The sequence below is a fragment of the Streptomyces sp. NPDC020898 genome (assembly GCF_044333925.1).
Lineage (GTDB): Bacteria > Actinomycetota > Actinomycetes > Streptomycetales > Streptomycetaceae > Streptomyces.
On the sequence record NZ_JBIRRV010000015.1, the window covers coordinates 163,234 to 186,871 of the forward strand.

The window sequence follows — 23,638 nt, forward strand, 5'->3', positions numbered from 1 at the left end:
ACGTCCTCCTTAGTCGCGGAACCTGAGCACGGTGGTGAACTCCGCCGCGCCGTCGGCGAAGCCGGTGCCGACCAGCGTGGTGGCGGGTTCCTTGCGCCCGAAACCGGCGGAGTACCAGCCCAGCGGCGGGTTGGTCTCGCCGCGATGTGCCCGCCAGTCCAGCTGCCCGGGCAGGTCGAGCACCGCGGAGCGCTCCTCGCCGTCCCGGGTCCAGGTGAGCAGGGCCCGGTTCCCCACCAGGTCCGCGGTGATCGCCGGGCCGAGGTGGAACGCCAGATCCGCGACCCGGCGCGGGCCCTGTGGGCCGCGGACCTGGTCCACCACCCTCACCTCTCGGCTCGCGGCCGTCAGCTCCACCCGGCGGCGGTGCACCGCGCCGTCGGTGCGCTGGTATCCGTCGTGCTCGGCACACCAGCGGGCCGTCCCCCCGTCGGAGGTGCCGGAGGTGTCCGCGAGCAGTACGCGGCTGCGGGCCTGCCGGGTCCACAGGAACGGGCCGCCGGAGACGGACTGGTCGTCGCCGTCCAGTCGCAGGGTGTTGTGGCCGAGGGTCGAGCGGAAGTACTGCCGCCACTCGGGCTGCCCGTGGTAGCAGAACGTCCCCGGGTCGGCGAGCACGTCGACCCCGTCGTGCCGGACCTCCACGGACAGCGCGTCCGCGTGGGCATGCGCGGCGATGGACAGGAAGCCGTGCGGACCACCGTCGCAGCGGCACCAGATCTCCCCCGGACCGCGCAGGATGGTCATGCCCGCGTCGGCGAAGTGGCCCGGGCGGCTTGCCGGTCGGGCCACGGCCGGTGCGGTGCCGTCTTTCGCGTACGGCCGGATGAGCGCCGCCAGCAGCGGGGTCCGTACGTCCGTGCCGGTCACCGTCGGCCACCAGGCGAGCCGGCCGAACACGGCGTCCCCGGTGGCCAGCAGCGAGGCCCAGCGGTCGGTGCCGGCGCCGTCCACGACCAGACCGTGCCCGTCGTCCGCGTCCCCCTGGCGCGGCGGCCGTAACCGGCCGTCCACGACGGCCGCGAGCGCGTCGGTCATCCGCAGCAGCACCAGCCGGATCGACGCGGGGACCGGCACGTCCGCGGCATCCGCCTCGGCCACCGCGGCCAGGCCCAGCTCCAGCACGAGGCCGTGGTACTCGGTGGCCAGCTCGCGGTTGAGACCGGAACCGAACGTGTTGCTGCGCAGGTGTCGCTCCAGCGACCGCAGCGCGCCGGCCCGCCAGCGCGCCGAGGAGGGGAACCACCCGAACGCGCAGGCCGCCGCGAACTGCCCGGCGGCCTCGGCGATGACGTGGTTGTTCGCCGACGAACCCCGGCTGGGGAACGCGGCCAGCCAGCGCTGGTGGTGCCAGATCTGCTTCAGCGCCACCGGGTTGGCCTCGAAGAGCCCGGCCACGCCCGGCCAGCCGTCGAGCAGCCGGCGGATCCACACCCAGGACAGCAGCCGGATGCCCAGCTCGATGCCGCTGATCCAGTGCACACCGCGCAGCGGCGGGTTGGCCGCCCACCACGACCGCAGATGCTCGGCCACGCGCTCGGCGTACCGCTCGTTCCCGGTGACCGCGTAGGCGGCGGCGAGCACGGTGAGGTACTGATGCCGGGACGGCTCCCAGATCTGCTTGATGTCCCCGACCGCGTCCTCGTTCCGGTACGGCACGTCGAAGGCGTAGCCCCACGGAGCCCGGCGCCCGGTCTTCGGGTCGGACCACCAGTCCGGGTCGGTCAGGTCGTCGCGGACCACCCCGAAGAACTCGGCGTGCCCGTACATCAGCCGCTCCGCCTCGGCGATGAGACGTTTGGCGGCGTCCGGAGGTATCGCGTCGATCGTCCCGGCGGGCAGTACCGCGGTGAACCGGGCGCCGGTCACGCTCGGGCAGTTGGGCCGCGCCGAGCGCCACCGCCGCCTGCGCACCGTGTCGCCCACCCGGCCGCCGACCTCCCGCGGTCCCATCCGGGACAGCCGCCGCAGGTACCAGCCCGCGCTCCCCGAACTCACCGTCATCGCGCCCCCGCCAGCGTCACCGGCGCGCCGGCCGCCAGGCCGGCCTGTACGGCGAGGGTGGCCGCCGTGGTGGCGACCAGCGACTCCAGCGGCACCGGCATCGGGCCGCCGGTCCGCACGGCCTTGATGAACGCGGCCAGTTCGGCGTTCTGGCCCTTGTCCCGTGCCTTGGGCAGCCGCGAACTGACCCACCGCTTGCGGCCGGCCCCTCCGTCCGCGAACACCGAGGCCCGGACGAAGTCGTCGAGCCGCAGCACCTTGCCGTCCGCGATCAGGTCCAGGGTCTCCTTGGGGAAACCGGCCGCGCCGGTGGTGACGTAGCTGATGGTGGCGGTGGACCCGTCCGGGTAGCGCAGCACGACCTGCAGGTCCTCGTTGCCGGAGGTGGCGACCGCGTACACCGATACCGGGTCGGCATCGAGGAGCCAGCTCGCCGTGTCGACGAAGTGTCCGCCCTCGCCGGCGAACCGCGAGCCCTCGGTGCCCTGGCGGAGGTACCAACTGCCGTGCTGCAGCCGGCCCGCGTTGACCAGGTAGCGCAGGCTCGCCGGACCGGTCCGGGTGCCGAACCGCTGCCTGGCCTCCTGCAGCAGCGGCGCGAACCGGCGGTTGAAGCCCACCTGCAGCCGGTCGTTGCCGGACTCCTCCACCGCCGCGAGCACGCCGGTCAGCTCGTCCTCGGTGAGGGCCAGGGGCTTCTCCACGAACACCGTCTTGCCGGCGAGCAGCGCCTTTCGGGTCAGTTCGGCGTGCGAGCTGTGCCGGGTGACGACGAACACCGCGTCGATGGACTTGTCGCCGAGCACGGCGTCGAGATCGGTGGTCGCCTCGGCGAAGCCGAACTTCCGCTGCGCGTTGGCCGCGGACAGCGCCGTCGTGGTGACGACGGTCGACAACTCGACGCCCTCGCGCTGTGCCAGGTGCGGCAGCAGCATCGACGTCGCGTAGTTTCCCGCGCCGACGAACGCGAGCCGCACCGGCGCCTTGGCGGCCCGGGCCGGCGCGGACGCTGTGCCGCCGCGTCGCTTCACCGCGGGCACGACAGCCGCCGGGGCCTCCGCTTCCTCCGCTTCCGCCGTGTGTTCAACGGGGCCGGGGTACTCGAACAGCACCGCCACGGCCTTCAACTCGCCGTCCTTCAGGCGCTGGTACGTCTCGACGGCGTCCTCGAAGTCGGCGATGTGGGAGACCAGGGGCCCGACGTCGACACGGCCCCGGGCAAGGAGATCGAGGAAGCACGCCAGGTTGCGGCGCTCGGTCCAGCGCACGTAGCCGATCGGGTAGTCCCGGCCCTCCAGTTCGTACGACGGGTCGTAGCGCCCGGGGCCGTAACTGCGGGAGAACCGGACGTCGAGTTCCTTCTCGTAGTACGCGTTCCACGGCAGGTCCAGACGGCACTTGCCGATGTCGACGACCCGGCCGCGGTCCCGGCAGAGCCGGGCGGCCAGTTCGACGGGCTGGTTGCTGGCGCCGCCGGCGGCCAGGTACACCTGGTCCACGCCGTGACCGCCGGTGAGCTCGGCGACGGCGGCTTCCACGGCGGTGGACTCGGGATCGCCGCAGGCCGCGGCGCCCAGGCGCTCGGCCAGCGCGCAGCGCGCCGGGTCGGGGTCGACCCCGACGACGCGGACCCCCGAGGCGGTGAGGAGCTGCGCCACCAACTGCCCGATCAGCCCGAGGCCGATGACCAGGGCCACCTCGCCGAGCTGCGGCTCGCCCTGGCGGACGCCCTGCATCGCGATCGACCCGACGGTGCCGAAGGCCGCGTGCCGTGGCGCGAGGCCGTCCGGCACCGGGGCGTACAGGTTCTTCGGCACCCAGTTCAGCTCGGCGTGCAGCGCGTGCTCGTTGCCGGCGCAGGCCACGAGGTCGCCGACCTTCACGTCGTCGATGCCGGCGCCGACCTGCTCGACCACCCCGCACAGCGAGTAGCCCAGCGGCGTGTAGGAGTCCAGCTTGCCCATCACCTTGCGGTAGGTGGCGGGCACTCCGTTGGTGGCCACGCTCTGCATGACCTTGGCCACCTGGTCCGGCCGCGAGCGGGCCTTGCCCACCATCGACATGCCGGCCTCGGACACCTTCATGAGCTCGGTCCCGGTGGATATCAGCGAGTACGCGCTGCGGACCAGCACACCGCCCGGCTTGCACCCCGGCACCGGCACGTCGAGCAGCGCCAGCTCGCCGCTCTTGTAGTTCTGTACGACCTGCTTCACCCGGGCTCCTCTTGTTTCCTACGTCGTCAAACTGCCTGGCTCTGGCCGGAGCCAGAGGTCGCGCCGCGATACCAGTACTCGAGGGTCAGCACATGCCACAGATGCTTGGAGAAGTCCCGCTGCCCGGCGGCGTCCTCGGCGACCATCCGCGCCAGCGCGTCGCGGCGCAGGAACCCGGAGTTGACGAGCACGCCGTCGTTGACCACCTCGCGCACCAGCGGCGCCAGATCCCGGCTCATCCAGGCGCGCAGCGGGGCACTGAACAGGCCCTTGGGCCGGTGGACGATCTCCCGGGGCAGGACCGAGGAGGCCGCCTCCTTGAGAACGGCCTTGCCCTGCCGTCCGACGATCTTGCGATCGCCGGGCACGGCGAACGCCGCCCTGACCACCTCGACGTCCACGTACGGCACCCGCACCTCGGTCGACGCGGCCATGCTGGAGCGGTCCGTGTAGGCGAGGTTCAGGCCCGGCAGGAACATCCGGGCGTCGGCCAGGCACATGCGATTGACGAAGTCGGCAGGGTCATCGAGGGCATTGTCCTCATAGACGTCCGCATGCTCGGTCAGTACGTCGTCGACCGTCCCGGCCAGGTCCGGATCGATCAGGGCGAGCAGCTCGTCCTGGTCGTACATGGTGTAGCTGCGCCGGAACGCGGTCTCCTCCGGCAGATCGGCGAAGGAGAGGAACCGCTTCGCGAAGCGCACCGACCGGTACCCCCGGCGGGCCGTGGCGACCGGCAGCCGGTCCACGACCCTGGACACGCCGCGCCGCAGGGGCCGCGGGACACGCTGGTAGCGCAGCGCGAGCAGGTTGGCCAGGTGCTTGCGGTAACCGGCGAACAGCTCGTCGGCACCCATCCCCGACAGCATCACCTTGACCCCGGCCTCCCGGGCGGCCTCGCAGATCAGGAACGTGTTGATCGCGGCGGGGTCGCCGATCGGCTCGTCCAGGTGGTACGTCATCTGCGGGAGCAGGTCGAGCACGTTCGGGGCTATCTCGATCTCGTGCAGGTCGACGCCGAACTGTTCGGCCACCTGCCGGGCATAGCGCAGGTCGTCCGGCATCGCCTCGAACCTGGCGTCCTCGGCGCGGAACCCGATCGTGTAGGCGGAGATCCCGGGCCGGTCGCGGGCCGCCAGCGCGGTCAGATAGCTGGAGTCGAGACCGCCGGAGAGGAAGGTCGCCACGGGTACGTCGGACAGCAGATGGCGGCGGGTCGACTCCTCGACGATGGCGGCCAGGTCCGGCAGCTCACCGCTGCGGGACCGCTCCCGGCCCTCGGCGGCGACGTCCCTCAGGTTCCAGTAACTGCCGCGCTCCACCCGGCCGTCGGGCCGGCACCGGAGCCAGCTCCCCGGCGGCAGCTTCTCCGCTTCGCGGAACGCGCACCGGGAGTCCGGCACCCAGTAGTACAGCAGCGAGGCCACCAGCGCCGCATGGTCCACCTCCAGCGACCCGCCGGTGGCGGCCGCCAGCGCCTTGAGCTCGGAGGCGAACACCAGCCCCGCGCCGCGCCGGAGCAGGAACAGCGGCTTGATGCCCAACTGGTCGCGGGCCAGCACCAGTTCACCGGTTCGCTCGTCGAAGATCCCGAACGCGAACATACCGCGCAGCCGGGGCAGGCAGTCCGTGCCCCAGCGCCGCCAGGCCTCAAGGAGCACCTCGGTGTCGGAGGTACCGCGGAAGCGCACCCCGGCGGCCGTCAACTCGGCGCGCAGCTCGGGCGCGTTGTACAGCTCGCCGTTGTACGTGAGGGCGAGGCCGTCCGAGACCATCGGCTGGGCGCCGGTCTCGGACAGGTCGACGATGGCCAGCCGGCGGTGCCCGAGCTGCACTTCGCCGTCACCGACGGGATGGCCGTACCGGCCCGCCCCGTCCGGACCGCGGTGAGCGAGGGTATCGGTGAGCCGGTCGGTCACGGCCTTCCCGTCCGGCCATCGGTACGTGCCTGCGATGCCACACATGTCCTACCTCGCCTCCTGGTCGTTGTCCGTGCGCCGTGCGGCCCGCGCCGGCAGCCGCTCCGGCAGGCCCGTCCCGTTCTGCCTGGCCGGTACCTCGTTCCGGCCGCGCAGCGCGGTGTGCAGTCCGTTCCACAGCGTGCCGTCGGTCCGGTCACGCGGATCGGGGTCGATCAGCACCACACCGATCACCGGAATCCGCTGGTCCGCGAGCTGTCGCGCCACGGTGTGCAGCCATGCGGCGCTGCCGTGCCCGGCACGCACGACCAGCACGGTCTGCGTGCCGAGGTACCGGAGGTCGGTCCACGCGGTGCCGGGCGCGACCGAGCCGACGCCGATCCGGCGCTCCTGACCCGACACGGCCGCGGCACGCTCGCCGCTGACCACGGTGGGGTCTCCTGGCTTCTGACGGCGCTTGGCGAGCTGCGGGCCGGGCAGACCATCGACGATCACCGCTGGTCCCTCCGACGCCAGTGCCCCGGCGAGGTTCAGGGCGATCGCGCTCGTGCCGCGCGCGCAGCCCAGTTCCAGCAGCGACACCGGTTCCGTGGAACCGCGCACGGTGCGGGCCAGGTGCGCGGTGAGCCGTTCGCGTGCCACCCGGGTCCGTCGGCGCTGCCACAACCTGCCCGACCGGCGGGGCAGCTCGGCGATGACCGAGACACCCAGGTTCGCTGCGATGTCCCGGCGCAGCACGGGGCGGTCCGCCACCACCGTGCCGACCGCGGCCAGCGCGAGGCCGAGGACGAGCCCGAGGACGAGCCCGATCGCGGAGTTGGTGGCAGCGGCCTTGGGCAGGGAATGCCGCACCGCGCGGGGGGCGTCCACGATCTGCGTGCCGGTGATGATCTTGGGCGTGCCGGTGCGGGCCTCCGCCGCGCGCTGGTCGAAGTCGGCGATGCGCGAGTCGAGTTCGGCCCGGCGGGCGAAGAGCGACTCGATGCTCGCCGACGCTCTCGGGTCGCTCTCCGGCGAGCGGGCCCCGATCTCCTGGTTGACCTGGGCGAGCTCGACCCGCATGCGGTCACGCTGGTCGAGCAGGGCCTTGGCCTCGGCCATCGCGGTTTCCCGCATCCGGCTCACATGGTCAGCGACGAACGCCTCGGCCAGTGCCTTGGCCCGGGCCACCGCTTCCGCGTCGGTGTCACCTGTCACATCGATCTGCAGCAGATTGTTGGTCAGGCCGGTGCCCCGGTAGTCCTCCATGAAGTCCTCGGGTTTTTCCGGGGACTTGAGGGCCTGCAGGGCCTTGGCGGCGATCCGTGTGGTCCCCAGCAGCGCGACGTCGGTGCGGATCAGCGTTCCGGTGTCGTTCGGCTGGTCCTCCTTGTGCGCGACCAGCACCTTGGTCACCGCGGTCGGCCGCGGCGGCAGCAGGACCGCCAGCGCCACGCCGGCCAGCAGCCCCACGAGCGCCATGGAGAGCCAGAGGCGGCGGCGCCTGCGCACCGACACCACCAGCGCCTGCAGGTCGAAGAGGGGAGTGGCCGGCGACGACTCCGAAGTCGTACTCGTCGTCACACCGAACCTCCCGTCGCGTGGTCGCGAACCGCGAGTGCCGGGGTGGCGTCGTCCGGCGGATCGTCGGCAGACCGTGTGGGACGGGCCCGGACCGGGCCGGCGACGACGATGCCGACGACCTCGTGCCCGCCGTCCGCACACGCCTCGGCGAGGCCGGCGAGCTCCTCCTTGGTCCAGCTGCCCGCGCTGAGGACGACCAGGGCACCGGACTCGGTGCCGCGGTCCGGCACCATCGGCCGGTCCACCGAAACCTCCACCACCCGCAGCAGCGGATCGCCCTTGGCCTCGGCGACGAGCTGCTCGGCGGCCAGGCGGGCGATCTCGTCGCCGTCCGGCACGACGGCCAGCAACCGCCGGGGGACCGGCAGTCGGTCCCGGAGGCGAGCGCACACCCGCCGGTAGCGGATCCGCCTGCCGTCCTCGTCGCCGGACCTCTGCGGGGTCGGGATGTCCCACCGGGTGTCGACACCGAGGAGCCGGCGGAGCGTGGCCCGTGGGCCAGGGTGTTCCGGCCGGTGCGCGCGCCGTTCATCAGGCACGTCGACGGTGCCGAGGAGCGCCGAACCCAGCGCCGCGGCGATCTCCGGTTCGCTGCGCAGCCGGCGGTTCATCCGGGCGGCGGTGAGATGGCCGATGACCGCGAGCAGGAAGAACAGCAGTGCCCCGGCGACGATGAGCTGCACCCTCGTCGGCGGCGTCTCGCCGGTCGGCCGGGCCGCCGGACCCATGACGACCATGCCGGCCATGTTGGCTGCCGGGTCGGCCTGGTCCAGCTTCGTCATGGCCGCCTCCAGCGAGGTGCGCAGCTTCTCGAGCGTGGTGCGGGTCTGCACGCTCTCCACGCTCTGCCCCGGATCGGCCGCCTCGGCCAGTTCGGTGATACGGCGGTTGGTCTCCTCCACCTGCTGCCGCAGCGCCTCGGGCTCTGTGACCGCCGCGGAGTCGGTGCCGCCGCCTGCGATCCGCACGGCGAATCCGAGGAACTGCCGGGCCATCTGGTCGGCGAGCTGCTGCGCCCGCTCCGGCGTGTCGGCCGTACCCGAGATCCTGACGATGTTCCCGTCGGCGGCCTTGGCACTCACCTGATCCCGCAGCTCGGCGCCGCTGACGCCCGGCCAGGCGAGCTTGGCGGCCGCGCGGTCGACCACCGTCGAACTGGTCGCGATGTCCACCTGGGTCAGCAGCGCGCGCTCTTCCCACTGCCCCGGCAGCAGAACCGATGCCGACGTCGTGTACCGCGGCGGGAACACCACCGAGACGCCGTAGCCGACGAGCGCGCCCACCACGGCGAGGACGGCGAGAAGCCGCCGGCGCCGTCGGAAGATCCGCCCGATCGTGACCAGACGTATTGTGTCGTCGCTCAACGGCGCTGCCTCCTGCGTGCCCGGAGCGGCTCGCCCGGCGACACCGGAGTGCGGTCACGGCAGGCGGCGGCGTAGGCAGCGAGCAGCGACGCCTGCGAGTTCCGCCAGGAAAGCTGCCCGCTGATCCGCTCCTGGCCGATGCTGCCCATCCGGGCCCGCTTCTCCGGATCGTCGAGGAGCAGCGCGATGAGCTTGGCGAATTCGGCCTCGTCGTTGGCGGGCGCGTACACAGCGGCGTCACCGGCGGAGACCCGCGCCTCCCTCAGGTCGAACGAGACGAGCGGCCGGCCCATCGCCATGTACTCCAGGACCTTGTTCATGGTCGACACGTCGTTGAGCGGATTGCGCGGATCGGGGGAGAGGCACACGTCCGCGGTGGACAGGTAGCGCACCAGGTCGGCGTCCGGAATACGCCCGGTGAACTGCACCTGCTCGGAGAGACCGAGCTTCCGGGACAGCTCCACCATCGCGTCGAAGGCGTCGCCGGAGCCGACGAACACCGCGTGCCAGTCGGTCCGCCCGAACTCGTCGCGCAGCTTCGCGAGGGCGCGCAAGGCGTAGTCGACGCCGTCCTGCGGGCCCATGACGCCGAGGTAGCACAGCAGATGAGGCTTGCCGCGCTTCAACTCCGGTTCGGGCGGCACCGGTTGGAACCGGTCGGTCTGCGGTGCGCTGCGCACCACGAAGACGTCCTGAGGCCGCTTCCCGCCACGGCTCACCGCGACGTCCCGGTAGCTCTCGTTCGTCGCGAGCACGATGTCCGCGGCCCGGTAGGTCCGCCGTTCCAGCGCGCACACGGCGCGGTAGAGCAGGTCCTTGCCGCGGTCGAACCGGGAGAGGTACAGCTCGGGTACCAGGTCGTGCTGGTCGAAGACGAACCGCGCCCCGCGCCGCTTCAGCCACAGGGCAGGCAGGAACAGCAGGTCGGGCGGGTTGCAGGCGTGGACCACGTCGACCGGGCCGACCTTGCGGGCCAGCCGGACCGTGTGCCACAACGCCGTTCCGTACTCCCGCAGATAGCCGGCCGGCCCTCCGGTGGCCGCGCGCAACGGGTAGCGGTGGATCCGCACCCCGTCGATCTCCGCCTCCGGCTCCGTGTCCCGTTTCTCGCCCTGGGGACAGATGACGTGGACTTCCCAGCCCGCGTCGCGCAGCGTCGTGCACTCCTGCCACACCCGCCGGTCGAACGGCACCGACAGGTTCTCCACCAGGATCAGCGCGCGCCGGGTCGACCCGGCGCCGCCGGATATGTCTTCGAACGATCTGTCACCAAGCAAGGCCCACGTACCCCGGTTCGGTCCGGCGCGTCTCGGCGTCCGGCAGATGGATGAGGTCGACGATCAACGGTCCTTCGCCATGGGGCAGCGCCGCCAGCACGGCCGGATCCCTGGTCCCGACCAGGACCACCTCGGCGTGCTCGAGCACCTCGTCGACGGAGTCCGCGAGCAGCTGCGCGAGGTGCGGCAGCCGGCTTTCGATGTACTCGCGGTTCGCGCCGATCAGCCGGGAGAGGCTCACGTTGGCGTCGTGGATCCGCAGGTCGTAGCCCTTGCCGAAGAGTCTCTCCGCCAGCTCGACGAGCGGGCTCTCGCGCAGGTCGTCGGTGCCGGGTTTGAAGGACAGCCCGAACATTCCCACCCGGCGCTTGCCGGTGCGCTCGACCAGCTCCACCGCGCGCTGCAGATGGTCGGAGTTGGAGGGCAGCACGTGGGAGAGGATGGGTATCGAGACGTCGGCCCGCTGCGCCGCGTGGACCAGGCTGCGCAGGTCCTTGGGCAGGCAGGAGCCACCGAAGGCGAAGCCGGGCCGCAGGTAGGCGGGGCTGATGTTCAGCTTGCGGTCGGCCAGGAACACGTCGATCACCTGGTGCGAGTCCACCCCGAGCGCCTGGCACACCGCGCCCAGCTCGTTCGCGAAGCCGATCTTGAGGCCGTGGAACGCGTTGTCCGCGTACTTGATCGCCTCGGCCGTCGGGATCGGCACCCGGAAGACCTCGCCGGGCAAGCCGTCGTACAGCGCCGCCACCGCGTCGCCGCTTGCCGGGTCGATCTCGCCGATGACGGTCTTGGGCGGGTCGAAGAAGTCCCGCACGCTCGTGCCCTCGCGCAGGAACTCCGGGTTGACCGCGACCCCCAGATCCACGCCGGCCGTGCCGCCGACGTACTTCTCCAGGATCGGTACCAGCAGGTTCAGGCAGGTGCCGGGGAGCATGGTGCTGCGGAACACGACGGTGTGCCGGCCCCCCTGCTCGGCCAAGGCGGCGCCGATCTCCTCGGTGACCCGCTCCAAGTACGTGGTGCACAGGCTGCCGTTGGGCTCCGACGGTGTGCCCACGCAGACCAGTGACACCTCGCTGCCCATGATCGCCTCGCGGACGTCGTCGGTGGCGCGTAACGCCCCGGTCCGCACGACCTCGGCGATGAGCTCGCCGATCCGCTCCTCGACCACCGGGGCCCTGCCGTCGTTGACCAGGTCGACCTTGACCTGGTTCACGTCCACCCCGATGACCTCGTGCCCCATGCTGGCCAGGCACGCGGCCGACACGCAGCCCACGTAGCCGAGCCCGAAAACGCTGACCCTCATGACTCGTCCCTCCCCCCAGGCAGGCCCTTGCGGCCTGCGGTCCGCGCGCCGACCGGACAACGGTCCCCGCGCATCAGTACGCCCCCTGCCCGTAGAGCACCGCACGCAGCGTCTTCCACAAGATCACCGCGTCCAGGGCCAGCGACCAGTCCTCCACATACCGCAGGTCCAGCCGCACCGCCTCCTCCCACGACAGGTCGCTGCGTCCGCTGATCTGCCACAGGCCGGTGAGTCCGGGCTTGACCAGCAGCCGCCGCCGGATGTCCGGGCCGTACGCGGCGGACTCCTCCGGTAGCGGAGGCCGCGGACCGACGAGCGACATCGATCCGGTGAGCACATTGAAAAGCTGCGGAAGCTCGTCGATCGAGTACCGGCGCAGCACCGCTCCCACCCGGGTCACCCGCGGATCCCGGCGGAGCTTGAACAACAGCCCCGCACCCTCGTTGCGGTCGGAAAGCCTGGTACGTGCCCCATGCGCTCCGGCGACCATGGTGCGGAACTTGAAAATGGTGAACTCGAGGCCGTCCTTGCCGACCCTGCGCTGGCGGTAGAGCGCCCCACCACGACTGTCCGCCATCACGAGCAGCGCGACGAACACCATCAGCGGCGCGAACAGCAACAGCAGGATCGCCGCGCCCATCCGGTCGACGACCCCTTTGATCGCCCGGCGGCCCCCGGTGAAAGTCGGCATGCTGACCCGCAGCAGCGGGATGCCGAGCACCGCGTCGACGTGCAGCCGCGGGCCGGCCACCTCCATCAGCACGGGGGCCACGACCATCTCGGCATCGCTGCCTTCGAGGTTCCAGGCCAGGCGCTGCAGCCGGTCCGGTGACCAGTGCGGGTCCGATGCGACCGCGACGACACGGTAGCCGTCGCGGCGGACGTGACTGGCTACGTCCGTCAGCCGGCCGATGACCGGCACTCCGTCCAGATGGTCACCGTCGAGCCCGAGGCCGTCCGGCGTGCACACCGCCTCCACCCGCCAGCCGAGGTGCGGGAGTTTGCGGGTTCGGGTGATCAGGTCGCGTGCGGTGGCCGGGCTCCCGGCAACGAGCACCGGTCTCAGGCACTGTCCCTCCTTCCGCTGTTTGTGCAGCCAGAGGCGGAGCAGATACCGCGCGGTCATGGTGACGAGCGCGATCGCGGGGATCGCGACGAAGATCCAGAGTTTGATGTTGCGCGAGGTGAGGGCGATCCCGCCGAGCGCCAGTACGACGGTCGCCGTGAACAGTGAGCGTCCGAGCCGGCGGAATTCCTCGGCACCCTGGCCGAGCACGGCCGGAGCCCACGCCCGGCTCACCGCAAGCGCTCCCAGCACCAGCAGTTCAGTGCCGAATGCGAGAATTCCCCATTTCTCGTGCCAGTTGGCCGCGTCCCGGGCCCCGAAGAAGTTCCCGATCGACGCCACCACCAAGGCGGTGGCCACCGTATCGCTGGTCATCACGGTACGGCGGTAGCGCTGTTCCCAGTCGTGCACGGGCTGTCTGACAGCCCCGTCCGCCAGACGCTCGCGCGCCGACGGAAAAGGGCCGACTAATCCCCCCTGCGGCACAGAACCCCCCAGGTCCCCAATGGTTCAACGTGTTCGCCCAACACGGTCCCTCCCCCTCGGGAGGCCCCCGCCTCCCGCACAGTTCCTCCCTGCGGGAGGCCCCCGCCCCCCGCCCCGCGCTGTGTTCCTCCACGCAGGCGGCTCTTGCCCTGCGCATGACATATCGGCTCTTTCGGAGGTACGTGAACAACCCGCCCTGACGGCAGCCGACTCACATGTCCTGACGGACTCTCCAGGTGTGTGAGAGTCCGTCGAACCCGGGGTGCTCCCCGCACCCAAGGCCCCTAGCGGCCTCCTGATCGTCCCCATATCCGGCCCTGGGGACGTGACCGCTGGCTGTCTGTAATGTCGGACCTTTTGATCATTATTTGTCGCCATGTGTCCGAACACCTGAAGCAACGTCAATCTAGACCATGGCGGCCGGGTTGTAGAGGGGATGTGTGTAATTTGCGGTGAAGCATTGAGGCTGGATCCACCAGTTGGTGACCGCCGGCGGGGGCGTCGACTCCGCGCCTCAAGGCCTGGGTGTGTGCCGCGATGTCGGTTCAGGTGCAGATGGGGGGCACGGGCAGGAACAGCCGGTGCCCCAGGTGCGGGGGACGAGCATGATCAAAATTATGGCGCGCATATGACGCTCATCTACTCGTGGACCTGGCTGAAAGACCCGAAAGCAGGCCTGAACTGAAGGTTCGTCCCGGGGGATCAGTTGCCGGCGGCTTTGCGGTGGGAGGCGGCTTGTCGAGGCCGGGGGCTCGGCCGCTCGCCGAACCGGCCGCGCCCGCCGCCGCCGGCGACTACTACTCCGGCGGCAGGGTCGTCAGCAACAGGCTGTCGTGTGGGTGCCGGTGGCCGCCGTGATGGCCGGTGTGGTGGTGGCGCCCTCCTGGTCCAGGGCGATGCGGCCGCGCAGCATGTTCTCGATGACTTTCATGAGGCGCTGGGTCCCTGCGGTGCCCATGACGAACGGGTTCTTGGGGCTGCCTGGCTCGTTGCGCAGTTCTTCCATGCGTTCGAGGCCGTAGTCGGCGAACGCATGGTTGCTCAGCTCGACGTCGACTCCGGCGCGCCTCATCCGCGAGGCGAAGGCGAGGGCGGAGGAGAGGTAGAGCTCCTTGTTCGCCGTGGCCGCGGGCGGGTTGGTGCCGCCCCAGAGCATGGCGGTGTGCCGGCGGCCCTGCCGGCGGACGGGGAATGTCGGAGAGACGGTGCCGGGTGTGTGGCCCGGCGTGTGGTGGAGGGTGACAGTCGTGTCGCCCAGGGTGAGTCTCTGGCCGTCGGCGATGTCGAGGTCGCGGGTGGGGGCGTTGGCCGGGGAGGTGGTGGCGAGGAGGTCCCAGTCGGCCGGTGCCATCATGACGCGGGCGCCGTACTGGTCGGCCAGGTACTGGGCGCCCCCGAAGTGGTCGAGGTGGCCATGGGTGACGACGACGTACCTGATCGTCGAAGGGTCGGCTCCCAGGTCGCGCAGGCCCGGGACGATGAACTGCGCTGCTTCCTCGGGTGTGTTGAGGGCGTCGACGAGGATGATTCCGCGGGACGTGAGGATCGCGGTGGCGGACACCCAGCCGACGCTCAGCACCGCGACGTTGTCGAAGATCCGCAGAGGTGCGGGAGCCGGGGGCCGAGGCGGGACGTTACCGGCGGTGAGCGCGCGGACGAAGCCCTTGAGGACGGGGTTGTCACCGGCCAGTTCGGCGGCCCGGTCGAAGTACTCCTGAGCGGTCCTGCTGGTGGTCGGCAAGGCCGCCGTGGCACCCGCCGGGAGCAAGGCCGCCGCGCCGGCGGTGAGCGCCGTGGCGGCGCCGAGTTGCCAGAGGCGGCGGCGCGTGAGGATGTCGTCAGGGTGGCTCTCGGACGGCGCTTGGCGGGGTGCGTCGGCTTGTGGCTCGATCACGCGGGGGACTCCTCAGTGGGGGGACCGACATGAGGGACGGGCAGTTCTGCCGTCCGGAGGAATGGGCATCCCCACCCGCCGAGGTGCGGGTGGGGATGCCCAAGAAGTCGTGACGGGACCCGGTCCCGTCGGGGACGGGACCGGTACAGGGCGGTCAGTTGGGGGTCACGCGCCCGGGTGCAGACCGGGCCAGCCGGGTGTCGGGTCGCCCTTGACCTCGCCGAAGTAGAGGGCGAAGGTCTGCTTCAGCCGTTCGACCTGGGCCCGGTCCTCCATGAAGCGCGGGAACCCGTCCAGGTTGGCGTTCGGGTACTCCCAGATCGGCTTCAGGCCGGTGGGGGGCGCGATGTCCGTGCGTACCGACCAGCCGTTGGAGGTCTGACGCTCGGTGGACAGCTGCCAGTTGAGGTAGAGCTTGGCCGCCGTGGGGTTGGCCGCCTGCTTCAGGATCGCGATCCGCTGTCCCCACGCCATGAACGGGTGCCCGTCGGTCATCATCCAGCGGGTCGGGGTGGTGGCGAGCGGGTTGCCGCCCGCGCCGACGCCGATGATCTTCTCCTTGCTGGCGACGGCGGCGCCGGGGGAGAAGGAGCCGCGGGCGAACTGCGGCTGCTGCGCGGCGAGGCGGGCCATCCAGTCCCAGCCGTAGGTCTCGGCGTAGAGGGCGTAGAGGTAGAGCACCGCGTCGTCGTCGTGCGGGTAGGAGGAGGCGATGGCGCCCTTCCAGCGCGGGTCGACCAGGTCCAGCGGCGTCTGGGGCGCGTCGGCGCCGGCCGCGGCCACGTCGTACAGGTAGCTGAAGGCGATGACCATGCCGGCGACCCAGGCACCGTCCGCGTCCCTGAACCTCTTGTGGAGCTTGCTGAAGCCGGCGGGCTTGTAGTGCAGCAGCCGTCCCTGGCGCTTCCAGCGGGTGAAGTCGTGCAGCGTCTGCAACTGCACCAGGTCGGGGACCAGGGTGTCGGTCTCGAACTGGTTGTCCACACGGACGTCGTGGTACTTGCTGTAGTCCACGATGAGGTTGAGGTCGATCAGCGGGAACCGCTGGCGGAAGGCGGTCCGGGCGCCCGCGCCACTGCCCGAGTTGGCGAGGTCGCCGCCCGCGTAGATCACGAGCTTGCCGCCTTCGGCGACGGCGTCCTGGTACAGCTCGTCGAGGGTCCTGGTCTCCTCGGCGCCGGCGCCGCGCGCGGCTGCGGCTGCTGCCGGGGCGGGGGCGGCCGTGGCCTGGGACGCGGTGGCGGCGAGTGTGCCGAGGCCGAGTGCGGCGCCCGCTCCGGTGGTGAGGAGGCGTCGTCGGCTGGGAAGGGCAGTCACTGGGGTAACCCTTTCTGCGTGAGGGCAGGGAGGTTCCCGGCGTACGGGCGGGGGACCGCCTCGGCCGGGACGGGGGAAGCGGGAACGGCGAAGGCGGTGTTCTCGTACGGAGTGCTCATCGGGTTGGGGGTGAGCACGGTGAATTCGAGGGGGCTCATCAGGGCTCTTCGCTGTTCGGTCGAGAAGGGGGCGCGCTGACGCGAGCCGTTCATCTGACAAGACGGTATCTGATGCGTCAGGCATTCTCGCCATGGGCGTACACGGTGTGATGCGAGTCGCATGGGTCTGCTGTTGCGGTCGCCGTCGGCGCAACGGGTGGGCTGAGGCGGCGGGTTCACGCCTCGGCCGTGCGTGTCACGTGTCACCTGTCGGTCTGCTGCCGGACAGAGGTGAGTGCCGTGACCGGGGTCGGGGCCCTGTCGCCAAGGGCGCCTGACCGTCCAGGAGTTGGCCGTCCAGGAGTTGGCCGTCCGGCCGGTCCCCGCGAGGTACCGGCCGGACAGGTCCCCTTCGTCAGTGGCCGGCCGGCCCGTTCAGGAACACGGCGAGTGTCCGGGTCAGGGTGTTGTGGGCCGGGGCGGCGAAGAGCGGGTCGAGGTGGTTCATGCCGTTGTCGGTCTCGTAAGTGGCGTACGGGATCCGGGAGTCGGCGACGACCGTGCGCGCCGCCTCCTCGATCGTGCCCTTGGCGTAGCTCGTGCCGAAGGCGTACAGGGGTATGTCGAGCCGGTCGGCGTGGTGCAGGCGCAGGTCCAGGGAGCGGGCGAGCGTGGAGTCGGTGTAGGCGTCGGTGACGTCGAGGTCGATGGAGAGGCGGGTCGGCCAGTACCACTCCCACACCGCCGGCACCGGTCCGGCGTACGCCGCGGCGACCCGGGCGATCGGGGTGATGCCGCTGTCGACCCAGCCGCGTACGTCCCCGCTGTCGGCGAGGTGTCCGGAGTGGACGGTGATGGTGTTCGGCCAGCCGAAGCCCGCGTCCACCAGGACGCCCAGCAGACCCGCGTTGGTGACGGTGTACGGCAGGCGCAGGGAGTCGGGCAGGCGGGGCTGGAGGACCGAGGGGCCGTCGGGGTCGTGGAGTGCGTAGTGGCCGGCGAGCTGGTACCAGATCTGGGTGCTCTCCGGGCGGCTGCCCAGGCCCACGGCGCTCAGGGTGAGGTCGAAGACCGCCCCGGCGTCGATGGCCGCCAGCCGTTCCCGTACCTGTTCCGGCGAGTCGGCGATCGGGTCGCCCGTCCCGTCGAACGCCCCGCGCACCCCGCCGTCGATGACCACCAGCCCGGCGAGGTCCCGGTATCCGGGGCAGCCGTCGAAGTCCCAGGCCGCGTACGCCATCGCGGTCGTCGCGCCCCACGAGTGCCCGCCGAGCACGACCCGCCGGCCACCCCGGCCGGCGGTCCGGACCACGGCCCGGATGTCCTCCAGGGTCAGCGCCAGGCCCCAGTGCGCGGCGAAGGGGGAGGCGGCCGGGTCCTGGGTGCGGTAGTGGCCGTCCAGGTAGTAGCCGACGGGGTCCGGGGCCGCGAAGCCCGACCGGTCGGCGAGGTTCTCCTCCCGCCGGTCGAGGGCCCACACCTGCAACCCGGGCACGGCTGCGACCAGGTCACGGGCCATCAGCCGGAAGTCATTGGCCGCCCCGAACCAGCCGGGCACCAGGACGAGGACGGTGTGCGCCGTGTCCGGACCGACCTTGAGGACATGCACCCGGTCCGTCCCGGCGGGACCGCCCCCGCTGCCCACGGCCACCGGCACATACGGCTCCGGTCCGGCTGCTGGTCCTGGGACACCGGCTGTGCGTCCTGCGGCCAGTGCGGAACCGGCACCCAGGCCGGCGGCGGCCGAGGCCAGCGCCACACCGCCGATCATTCCGCCCAGCACCGTACGGCGCGGCAGAGGGCTCGTCATCTCACGTACCTCCAGGGAGAGTTGCTCGATCACAGCTTCTCTCCCGCCTTCGACGGCCCGTGCACCAGGGGTCACTTTCGTCCCATCCGGACGAGGCCGTGCCTGTACGCGGCGTTCACGACACTCTGGATTCGTACGTCCGTTCAGCGGGAGCCGTGTGACAGCCGGGTTCCGGTGCCCCCGGAGGCCCCCGCGCGCAGTCGTCGTACGAGGTCGGTGGCGGCCTCGGGCCACTCGGCGTGGTGGAAGGTGAAGCCCGCGTCGAGCAGGCGGCCGGGGACGACACGGCGGCTCTTCAGCAGGAGTTCGGTGTCCGAGCGGAGCGCGAACGCGCCCAGCTCCGCCATCCACCTCGTCGCGGGCAGGCCCACCGGAACGCCCCACGCGGCGCGCAGCGCGCGCATGAACGCGCGCTGCGGGAGGGGGTGGGGAGCGGCGAGGTTCACCGGACCGGCGAGGTCCTCCCGGTCGGTGAGGAACTCGACGGCGCGGACGAAGTCCTGGTCGTGGATCCAGGACACGTACTGCGCGCCGCCCGCGACCGGACCCCCGAGGCCGAGCCGGGCCATCCGCAGCAGGATGTCGAGGACGCCGCCGCGATCCGGGCTCATCACCATGGCGGTGCGCAGGGCGACCTTGCGCGTGGCGGGCGTCGCGGCCTCTTCCTGGGCCCGCTCCCAGGCCTTGGCGATCTCGACGCTGTAGGCCCAGTAGTCCGGTACGCCGGATTCGGCGCCGCCGATGATGCCGGTCGCCTCGTCGTTGGGGGCGTCGAAGCGGTGGGCGTAGACAGTGGCGGTGCTCATCTGGAGCCAGAGCCGGGGAGGCCGCGCCGCTGTGGCGATCGCCTCGCCGACGACCCGGGTCGAGTGCACGCGCGAGTCCATCATGGCCCGCAGGTTGGCGGGGGTGTAGCGGCAGCTGACGCTGCGGCCGGCCAGGTTGATCACGACGTCGCTGCCGTCGACCGCGTCGGCCCAGGCGCCCAGAGTCTCGCCGTCCCAGCCGATCTCGCCGTCGCGCGTCGGCCGTCTGGTCAGGACGGCGACCTCGTGGCCTGCGGCGGTGAGCGCCCGGCTCAGGATCGCTCCCACCTGGCCGGTTCCTCCGGGTACGACGATCTTCATGGCTCCCCCTGCGGGTTCGGAACGTGTGCCCTGAGCGTAGCGCAAATATTTGAACACGTTCAAAACCGATGGGGCTACCTCACATACCGGACGATCTTCGTCGCGTCCCCCAGGAGGCGTTCCAGGGGCCCGCGCCGGAAGAAGCGGGACCAGACGGACGCGAAGACGGTCACGGTGACGACGAATCCGAACAGGACGTACAGCGGGGAGCCGGGGAGTTCCTCGATGCCGAGGACCTGGATGCCGGCCACATGGAAGACGTACGCGGTCAGGGACATCGTGCCGACCGCGATGACCGGTCCCGCGAGGCGCCGGAAGCGAGGGAGGGCGTCGACGGCGGCCAGGCAGCCGGCGAGCACGGCGATCGCGACCCCGGTGTTGCCCACGATGGAGAGGGTCGTCTCGCTGTGCGGGGAGGCCACCCACAGCCACGCCGTGGACTCCCCGGTCGGATAGCCGGCCGTGTCCGACCACCAGGCCGACATGACCGAACCGGAGCGGTCCTCGGCGCCTGCCGCGAGGGCGGCCGAGACGCCGGGGACGAAGTGCAGCGCCAGCCACGAGCCGCCGTAACCGAGCACGGCGAGCGCGCCGCCGGTGACGGCGAGACGGATGCGTACGGCGGTGGCCGCGAGGTCGAGACGGGCCACCGCCATGCCCGCGAGGACGAACGGGATCCAGGCCAGGGCCGGGTAACTCCCGCTGAACAAGAGCTCGACGAAGCCGTCGGTGTCGCTGATCCGCGCCAGCGGGTCGTAGCGCGTGAAGGTCTCCGCCCAGCCGTCGTCGATGGACCGCTGGACGACGTACAGGAGTTGGGGCAGGACGAGTGCGGTGGCTGCGGCGAGGGCGGCCAGGGAGGTGGCGCGCAGCCGGTGGAAGGGCAGGACCAGGACGAAGAAGAGGCCGTAGTAGGCGAGGATCACCTCGACGGGGGTGCCGGTGGAGGTCAGCCAGGTGCCGAGGGCGAGCAGGAGCACGGCCCGGATGAGGACCTTCGCCACCGCCTGACGTCCCTCGCGGCCGGTCTTCGGGACCCGGCGGCCCGTCATCAGGATGATCGAGAAGCCCGCGAGGAAGGCGAAGAGCGCGGAGGCGCGGCCGTGGAACAGCTCCATCACCTGGCCGGTCACCCCTCCCGAGGAGGGGTCGGGGCCGACATGGGCGGCGTACATCCCGAAGACGGCGAGGCCGCGCGCGAGATCCACACCGACCAGCCGGCCGGCCGGTAACGGCCGTGCGCCGACGGGTGCGGGTGCGGGTGCGGATGTGAGTGCGGGTGCGACCGGGGAGGGCTGGGCGGAGGTCGGTGGGGAGGCGTTCTGCGTCATGTTTCCAGGCTGGGAAGACGCGGGCCGCGGGACTATCCGCTGAACGTCCGGCGGACCCCCGCCGACCGGCTGGGAGGACCCCGCCGAACGGTTGATCCGGAATTTACGTACCCACCAGTGACGATCGCGCCACGGATGGGAGGATGAGCGCCGTCATGACTGCCGGGTGGGGTTCACGCACGCTACGGGCCGCCGTGTTCGCGGCCGTCTGTGTGCTGCTCGCCGCCCTCGGCCACGTGCTGATGTCCGGCTCCACCGTCGCCTGGTGGACGCTGGCCGCCGGGGTCCTGGTCACGGGCGGCGCGGGCTGGTGCCTGGCCGGCCGCGAGCGCGGACTCCCGCTGGTCGTGGGGGTCGTGGCCGTCGCGCAGGGCGCGCTCCACTCGGCGTTCTCGTTCGCGCAGGGCGCCGGTCCGGCCGCCGTGCCGATGGACCCGATGGATTCCATGGACCTGGCCCATACCGGCGCCAGTACCGGCATGGGCATGGACATGGGTGCGGTCGCGGGGCATGTGGCCCACGGCGGCCATGGCACGGACGTCATGGCGTCCTCGTACGGCATGCTCGCCGCCCACACGCTCGCCGCGCTGCTGTGCGGTCTGTGGCTGGCGTATGGCGAGCGGGCCGCGTTCCGCATCCTGCGGGCGGTGGCCGGCCGGCTGGTCGCTCCGCTGCGGCTGCCGCTCGCGCTGCCCGCGCCGCCGGACCGCCCTCGTCTCCGCCCGCGGCGCGGCCGTTCGGACCGGGCGCCGCGGCTGCTCCTGCTCGTCCACGCGATCACTTCTCGGGGCCCGCCGGCCGGGATCGCTGTCGTCTAGACAGCTGGTTCCCCGGGGCCGGACAGGAAGCGCCGACACGATGTACGTCGGCCTCCACGGACGCCTCGGGCCACGGCCGTACCCACCTCTCGTACGGCCTTCCTCCCCTTTGCCGGCAGCGGCGTGCGCCCGTCTCCCGATGTCTCGCACACTGCGTCGCAGCGCGTCCCGTGGGCCGCCGCGCCGGATTCCGGACGACCCGAGAAGGACACCAGGTGTCTGCTCCTGCCCTGCCCGCCGCACCCCTGCCGGCTCTTCCGACTCTCCCGGCCCTTCCGCTGGACGAGTCGATAACCGCCTGGGCGCTCGCCGCCCGTGGGGGCGACCCGGCCGCCGTCGAACGCTTCGTCGGCGCCCTGCACCGCGATGTGGTGCGGTACGTCGCCCATCTCTCCGCCGATCCGCAGGCCGCCGACGACCTCGCCCAGGACACGTTCCTGCGGGCGCTCGGCAGCCTGCACCGGTTCGAGGGGCGGTCGTCGGCCCGCGCCTGGCTGATGTCCATCGCGCGGCGCGCGGTGATCGACAGCTTCCGGCACGCCGCCGCCCGGCCCCGGCTGTGCGACGCCGAGGACTGGCGGCTGACCGTCGAACTGGCCCAGCCGCGCGGGCTGCCCGGCTTCGACGACGGAATCGCGCTCCTCGACCTGCTGGCCGCGCTGCCCGACGAGCGGCGCGAGGCGTTCGTCCTCACGCAGCTGATGGGGCTGCCCTACGCGGAGGCGGCCGTGGTCAGCGACTGCCCCGTCGGGACGGTGCGCTCGCGGGTGGCCCGGGCCCGCGCGACCCTCGTCGGCCTGCTCACCGAGGCCGAGTCCGAGTCCGGGGCCGGGGCGGGGTCCGAGACGGAGCCGGCGGTTCTGGCCGCCTGACGGGCGGGCGCGGGCGGCAGAAGAGTCACCCCTTCTCCCCGCCCGCCTCCTCCGGCAGCATCCCGCACATCACCTCGCGCTCCTCGGGGCGGATCTGCGCGAGCCCCGAGGTGACCGTGTCGGTCAGGGTCGACGAGGCCTCCGTGAACATGCGTCGGCCCTTGTCGGTGAGGGCCACCTCGACGCCCCGTTTGTCGCCGCAGACCGAGCGCCGGGTGACGAGTCCGGCGTGCTGCAGGCAGGCGATCTGGTAGGTGAGCCGGGTCTTGGGACGGCCGAGCAACTCCGCGATCCGGGTCATCCGCAACCCGCCTTCGGACCGGTCCGCCAGCAGGCACAGCACCAGGAACTCGTCGTGGGAGACGCCGAGCTCGTCCTTGAGGACAGGGCCGAGCCGCTGCTCGATCGCCCCGGTGGCCGCCAGGAGCACCATCCATGCCCGCAGCTCCGCGGGGAGCAGCCCGCCCTCGCTCGCGGAGGGACAGGGGGGCAGGTCGGCGGCGTGCTCAGCGGGGTCGGCCATGGTGTCGATTCTACCGGTTGTCCAATTTTGCACGAAGGGTTGTTCAGATTTGGATTACGGGCTACCTTGGGGCTCTCGTCATCCAAATTTGGATGACCCGCCCCCCTTGCTCGTATGTGGAGACACTCATGACCGTTGCCGTGCAGACCGGACTGTGGCAGCTCGACCGGACCGCGACCACCGTCGCCGTCAGTCACAAGACGATGTGGGGCATGGTCACCGTGAAGGGGGCCTTCGCCGTCGTCGACGGTCAGGGCGAGGTGCGGCCCGACGGCTCCGCCACCGGCACCGTGACCGTGGACGCCGCCTCCCTGGACACCAAGCACCCCAAGCGCGACAAGCACCTGCGCTCCGAGCACTTCTTCGACGTCGACAACCACCCCGAGATCACCTTCGCGGTGCGCGGCGCCGAGCTCCGCGACGGCGACACCGTTGACGTCACCGGTCAGCTGACCGCGCGCGGCATCAGCCGGCCCACGAACGTCACGGCGCGTCTTACCCGGACGAACGCCGACGCGGTCTCCCTGGATGCGGAGTTCACCGTGGACCGGGACCAGTTCGGCATGGGCTGGAACCAGATGGGCATGATCAAGGGCCTCACGACCGTCAAGGCCACGCTCGTCTTCGTCCGTACGAAGACGGCCTGAACG

The 23,638-nt window shown here is 71.6% G+C and carries 18 protein-coding genes; 3 read left to right on the top strand and 15 right to left on the bottom strand.

The window, feature by feature from the left end; genetic code table 11:
* Positions 1–9: 9 nt before the first annotated feature.
* From ACH4TV_RS36415 to ACH4TV_RS36480, 14 genes are all read right to left on the bottom strand, one after another.
* Complete coding sequence (locus ACH4TV_RS36415; protein ID WP_398405558.1) at positions 10–2,004, bottom strand: alginate lyase family protein; 1,995 nt, start codon at positions 2,002–2,004, stop codon at positions 10–12.
* Positions 2,001–4,217, bottom strand: coding sequence for a bi-domain-containing oxidoreductase (locus ACH4TV_RS36420; RefSeq protein ID WP_398405559.1), 2,217 nt, complete (start codon positions 4,215–4,217; stop codon positions 2,001–2,003). The genes ACH4TV_RS36415 and ACH4TV_RS36420 overlap by 4 nt, the downstream gene beginning before the upstream one ends.
* A 26-nt stretch (positions 4,218–4,243) precedes the next feature.
* Positions 4,244–6,181 carry an asparagine synthase (glutamine-hydrolyzing) gene (asnB, locus tag ACH4TV_RS36425; protein ID WP_398405560.1) on the bottom strand — a complete coding sequence of 646 codons (1,938 nt, stop codon included), beginning with the start codon at positions 6,179–6,181 and terminating at the stop codon, positions 4,244–4,246.
* A gap of 3 nt (positions 6,182–6,184) precedes the next feature.
* The gene (locus ACH4TV_RS36430) at positions 6,185–7,699 is read right to left on the bottom strand and encodes a Wzz/FepE/Etk N-terminal domain-containing protein (RefSeq protein WP_398405561.1); all 1,515 of its coding nucleotides are present in this window, start codon (positions 7,697–7,699) and stop codon (positions 6,185–6,187) included.
* Complete coding sequence (locus ACH4TV_RS36435; RefSeq protein ID WP_398405562.1) at positions 7,696–9,063, bottom strand: Wzz/FepE/Etk N-terminal domain-containing protein; 1,368 nt, start codon at positions 9,061–9,063, stop codon at positions 7,696–7,698. Before ACH4TV_RS36435 ends, ACH4TV_RS36430 begins: the two co-directional genes overlap by 4 nt.
* Complete coding sequence (locus ACH4TV_RS36440) at positions 9,060–10,340, bottom strand: glycosyltransferase family 4 protein (RefSeq protein ID WP_398405563.1); 1,281 nt, start codon at positions 10,338–10,340, stop codon at positions 9,060–9,062. Before ACH4TV_RS36440 ends, ACH4TV_RS36435 begins: the two co-directional genes overlap by 4 nt.
* On the bottom strand, positions 10,330–11,646 hold the full coding sequence (locus ACH4TV_RS36445) for a nucleotide sugar dehydrogenase (protein ID WP_398405564.1): 1,317 nt from the start codon (positions 11,644–11,646) through the stop codon (positions 10,330–10,332). The genes ACH4TV_RS36440 and ACH4TV_RS36445 overlap by 11 nt, the downstream gene beginning before the upstream one ends.
* 73 nt (positions 11,647–11,719) lie before the next feature.
* Positions 11,720–13,198 (bottom strand): sugar transferase, encoded by a 1,479-nt coding sequence (locus ACH4TV_RS36450; RefSeq protein WP_398405565.1) that lies wholly within the window; start codon positions 13,196–13,198, stop codon positions 11,720–11,722.
* A gap of 817 nt (positions 13,199–14,015) precedes the next feature.
* Complete coding sequence (locus ACH4TV_RS36455) at positions 14,016–15,092, bottom strand: MBL fold metallo-hydrolase (RefSeq protein ID WP_398405566.1); 1,077 nt, start codon at positions 15,090–15,092, stop codon at positions 14,016–14,018.
* A gap of 165 nt (positions 15,093–15,257) precedes the next feature.
* Positions 15,258–16,409 (bottom strand): ABC transporter substrate-binding protein, encoded by a 1,152-nt coding sequence (locus tag ACH4TV_RS36460; RefSeq protein ID WP_398405567.1) that lies wholly within the window; start codon positions 16,407–16,409, stop codon positions 15,258–15,260.
* A complete protein-coding gene (locus ACH4TV_RS36465) occupies positions 16,406–16,621 on the bottom strand; it encodes a hypothetical protein (RefSeq protein WP_398405568.1) in 216 nt (71 codons plus the stop codon). The genes ACH4TV_RS36460 and ACH4TV_RS36465 overlap by 4 nt, the downstream gene beginning before the upstream one ends.
* Before the next feature lie 301 nt (positions 16,622–16,922).
* Positions 16,923–18,350 (bottom strand): alpha/beta fold hydrolase, encoded by a 1,428-nt coding sequence (locus ACH4TV_RS36470; RefSeq protein ID WP_398405569.1) that lies wholly within the window; start codon positions 18,348–18,350, stop codon positions 16,923–16,925.
* A gap of 110 nt (positions 18,351–18,460) precedes the next feature.
* Entirely contained in the window at positions 18,461–19,444 is a 984-nt protein-coding gene (locus tag ACH4TV_RS36475; RefSeq protein WP_398405570.1) for a TIGR01777 family oxidoreductase, read from the bottom strand.
* 74 nt (positions 19,445–19,518) lie between these two features.
* Entirely contained in the window at positions 19,519–20,775 is a 1,257-nt protein-coding gene (locus ACH4TV_RS36480) for a heparan-alpha-glucosaminide N-acetyltransferase domain-containing protein (RefSeq protein ID WP_398405571.1), read from the bottom strand.
* Between the two features lie 155 nt (positions 20,776–20,930).
* Between ACH4TV_RS36480 and ACH4TV_RS36485 the strand changes: the two genes are divergently transcribed.
* Together ACH4TV_RS36485 and ACH4TV_RS36490 are read left to right on the top strand one after the other, a co-directional pair.
* Positions 20,931–21,593, top strand: a complete 663-nt coding sequence (locus ACH4TV_RS36485; protein WP_398405633.1) for a hypothetical protein — start codon at positions 20,931–20,933, stop codon at positions 21,591–21,593.
* Positions 21,594–21,808: 215 nt separating this feature from the next.
* Positions 21,809–22,465 (top strand): sigma-70 family RNA polymerase sigma factor, encoded by a 657-nt coding sequence (locus ACH4TV_RS36490; protein ID WP_398405572.1) that lies wholly within the window; start codon positions 21,809–21,811, stop codon positions 22,463–22,465.
* A gap of 25 nt (positions 22,466–22,490) precedes the next feature.
* Here ACH4TV_RS36490 and ACH4TV_RS36495 read toward each other — a convergent pair whose 3' ends face one another.
* Positions 22,491–22,988 (bottom strand): MarR family winged helix-turn-helix transcriptional regulator, encoded by a 498-nt coding sequence (locus ACH4TV_RS36495; protein WP_398405573.1) that lies wholly within the window; start codon positions 22,986–22,988, stop codon positions 22,491–22,493.
* Between the two features lie 128 nt (positions 22,989–23,116).
* On the opposite strand from ACH4TV_RS36495, the gene ACH4TV_RS36500 reads away from it, so the two are divergent.
* Complete coding sequence (locus ACH4TV_RS36500) at positions 23,117–23,635, top strand: YceI family protein (RefSeq protein ID WP_398405574.1); 519 nt, start codon at positions 23,117–23,119, stop codon at positions 23,633–23,635.
* Positions 23,636–23,638 lie beyond the last annotated feature (3 nt).

Bases quoted from the DNA above. Each gene is read 5' to 3' on its own strand.
- ACH4TV_RS36415 (WP_398405558.1), bottom strand. From the start codon at position 2,004: ATGACGGTGAGTTCGGGGAGCGCGGGCTGGTACCTGCGGCGGCTGTCC.
- asnB (WP_398405560.1), bottom strand. From the start codon at position 6,181: ATGTGTGGCATCGCAGGCACGTACCGATGGCCGGACGGGAAGGCCGTG.
- ACH4TV_RS36445 (WP_398405564.1), bottom strand. From the start codon at position 11,646: ATGAGGGTCAGCGTTTTCGGGCTCGGCTACGTGGGCTGCGTGTCGGCC.
- ACH4TV_RS36480 (WP_398405571.1), bottom strand. From the start codon at position 20,775: ATGACGCAGAACGCCTCCCCACCGACCTCCGCCCAGCCCTCCCCGGTC.
- ACH4TV_RS36465 (WP_398405568.1), bottom strand. From the start codon at position 16,621: ATGAACGGCTCGCGTCAGCGCGCCCCCTTCTCGACCGAACAGCGAAGA.
- ACH4TV_RS36485 (WP_398405633.1), top strand. From the start codon at position 20,931: ATGACTGCCGGGTGGGGTTCACGCACGCTACGGGCCGCCGTGTTCGCG.
- ACH4TV_RS36500 (WP_398405574.1), top strand. From the start codon at position 23,117: ATGACCGTTGCCGTGCAGACCGGACTGTGGCAGCTCGACCGGACCGCG.
- ACH4TV_RS36495 (WP_398405573.1), bottom strand. From the start codon at position 22,988: ATGGCCGACCCCGCTGAGCACGCCGCCGACCTGCCCCCCTGTCCCTCC.
- ACH4TV_RS36475 (WP_398405570.1), bottom strand. From the start codon at position 19,444: ATGAAGATCGTCGTACCCGGAGGAACCGGCCAGGTGGGAGCGATCCTG.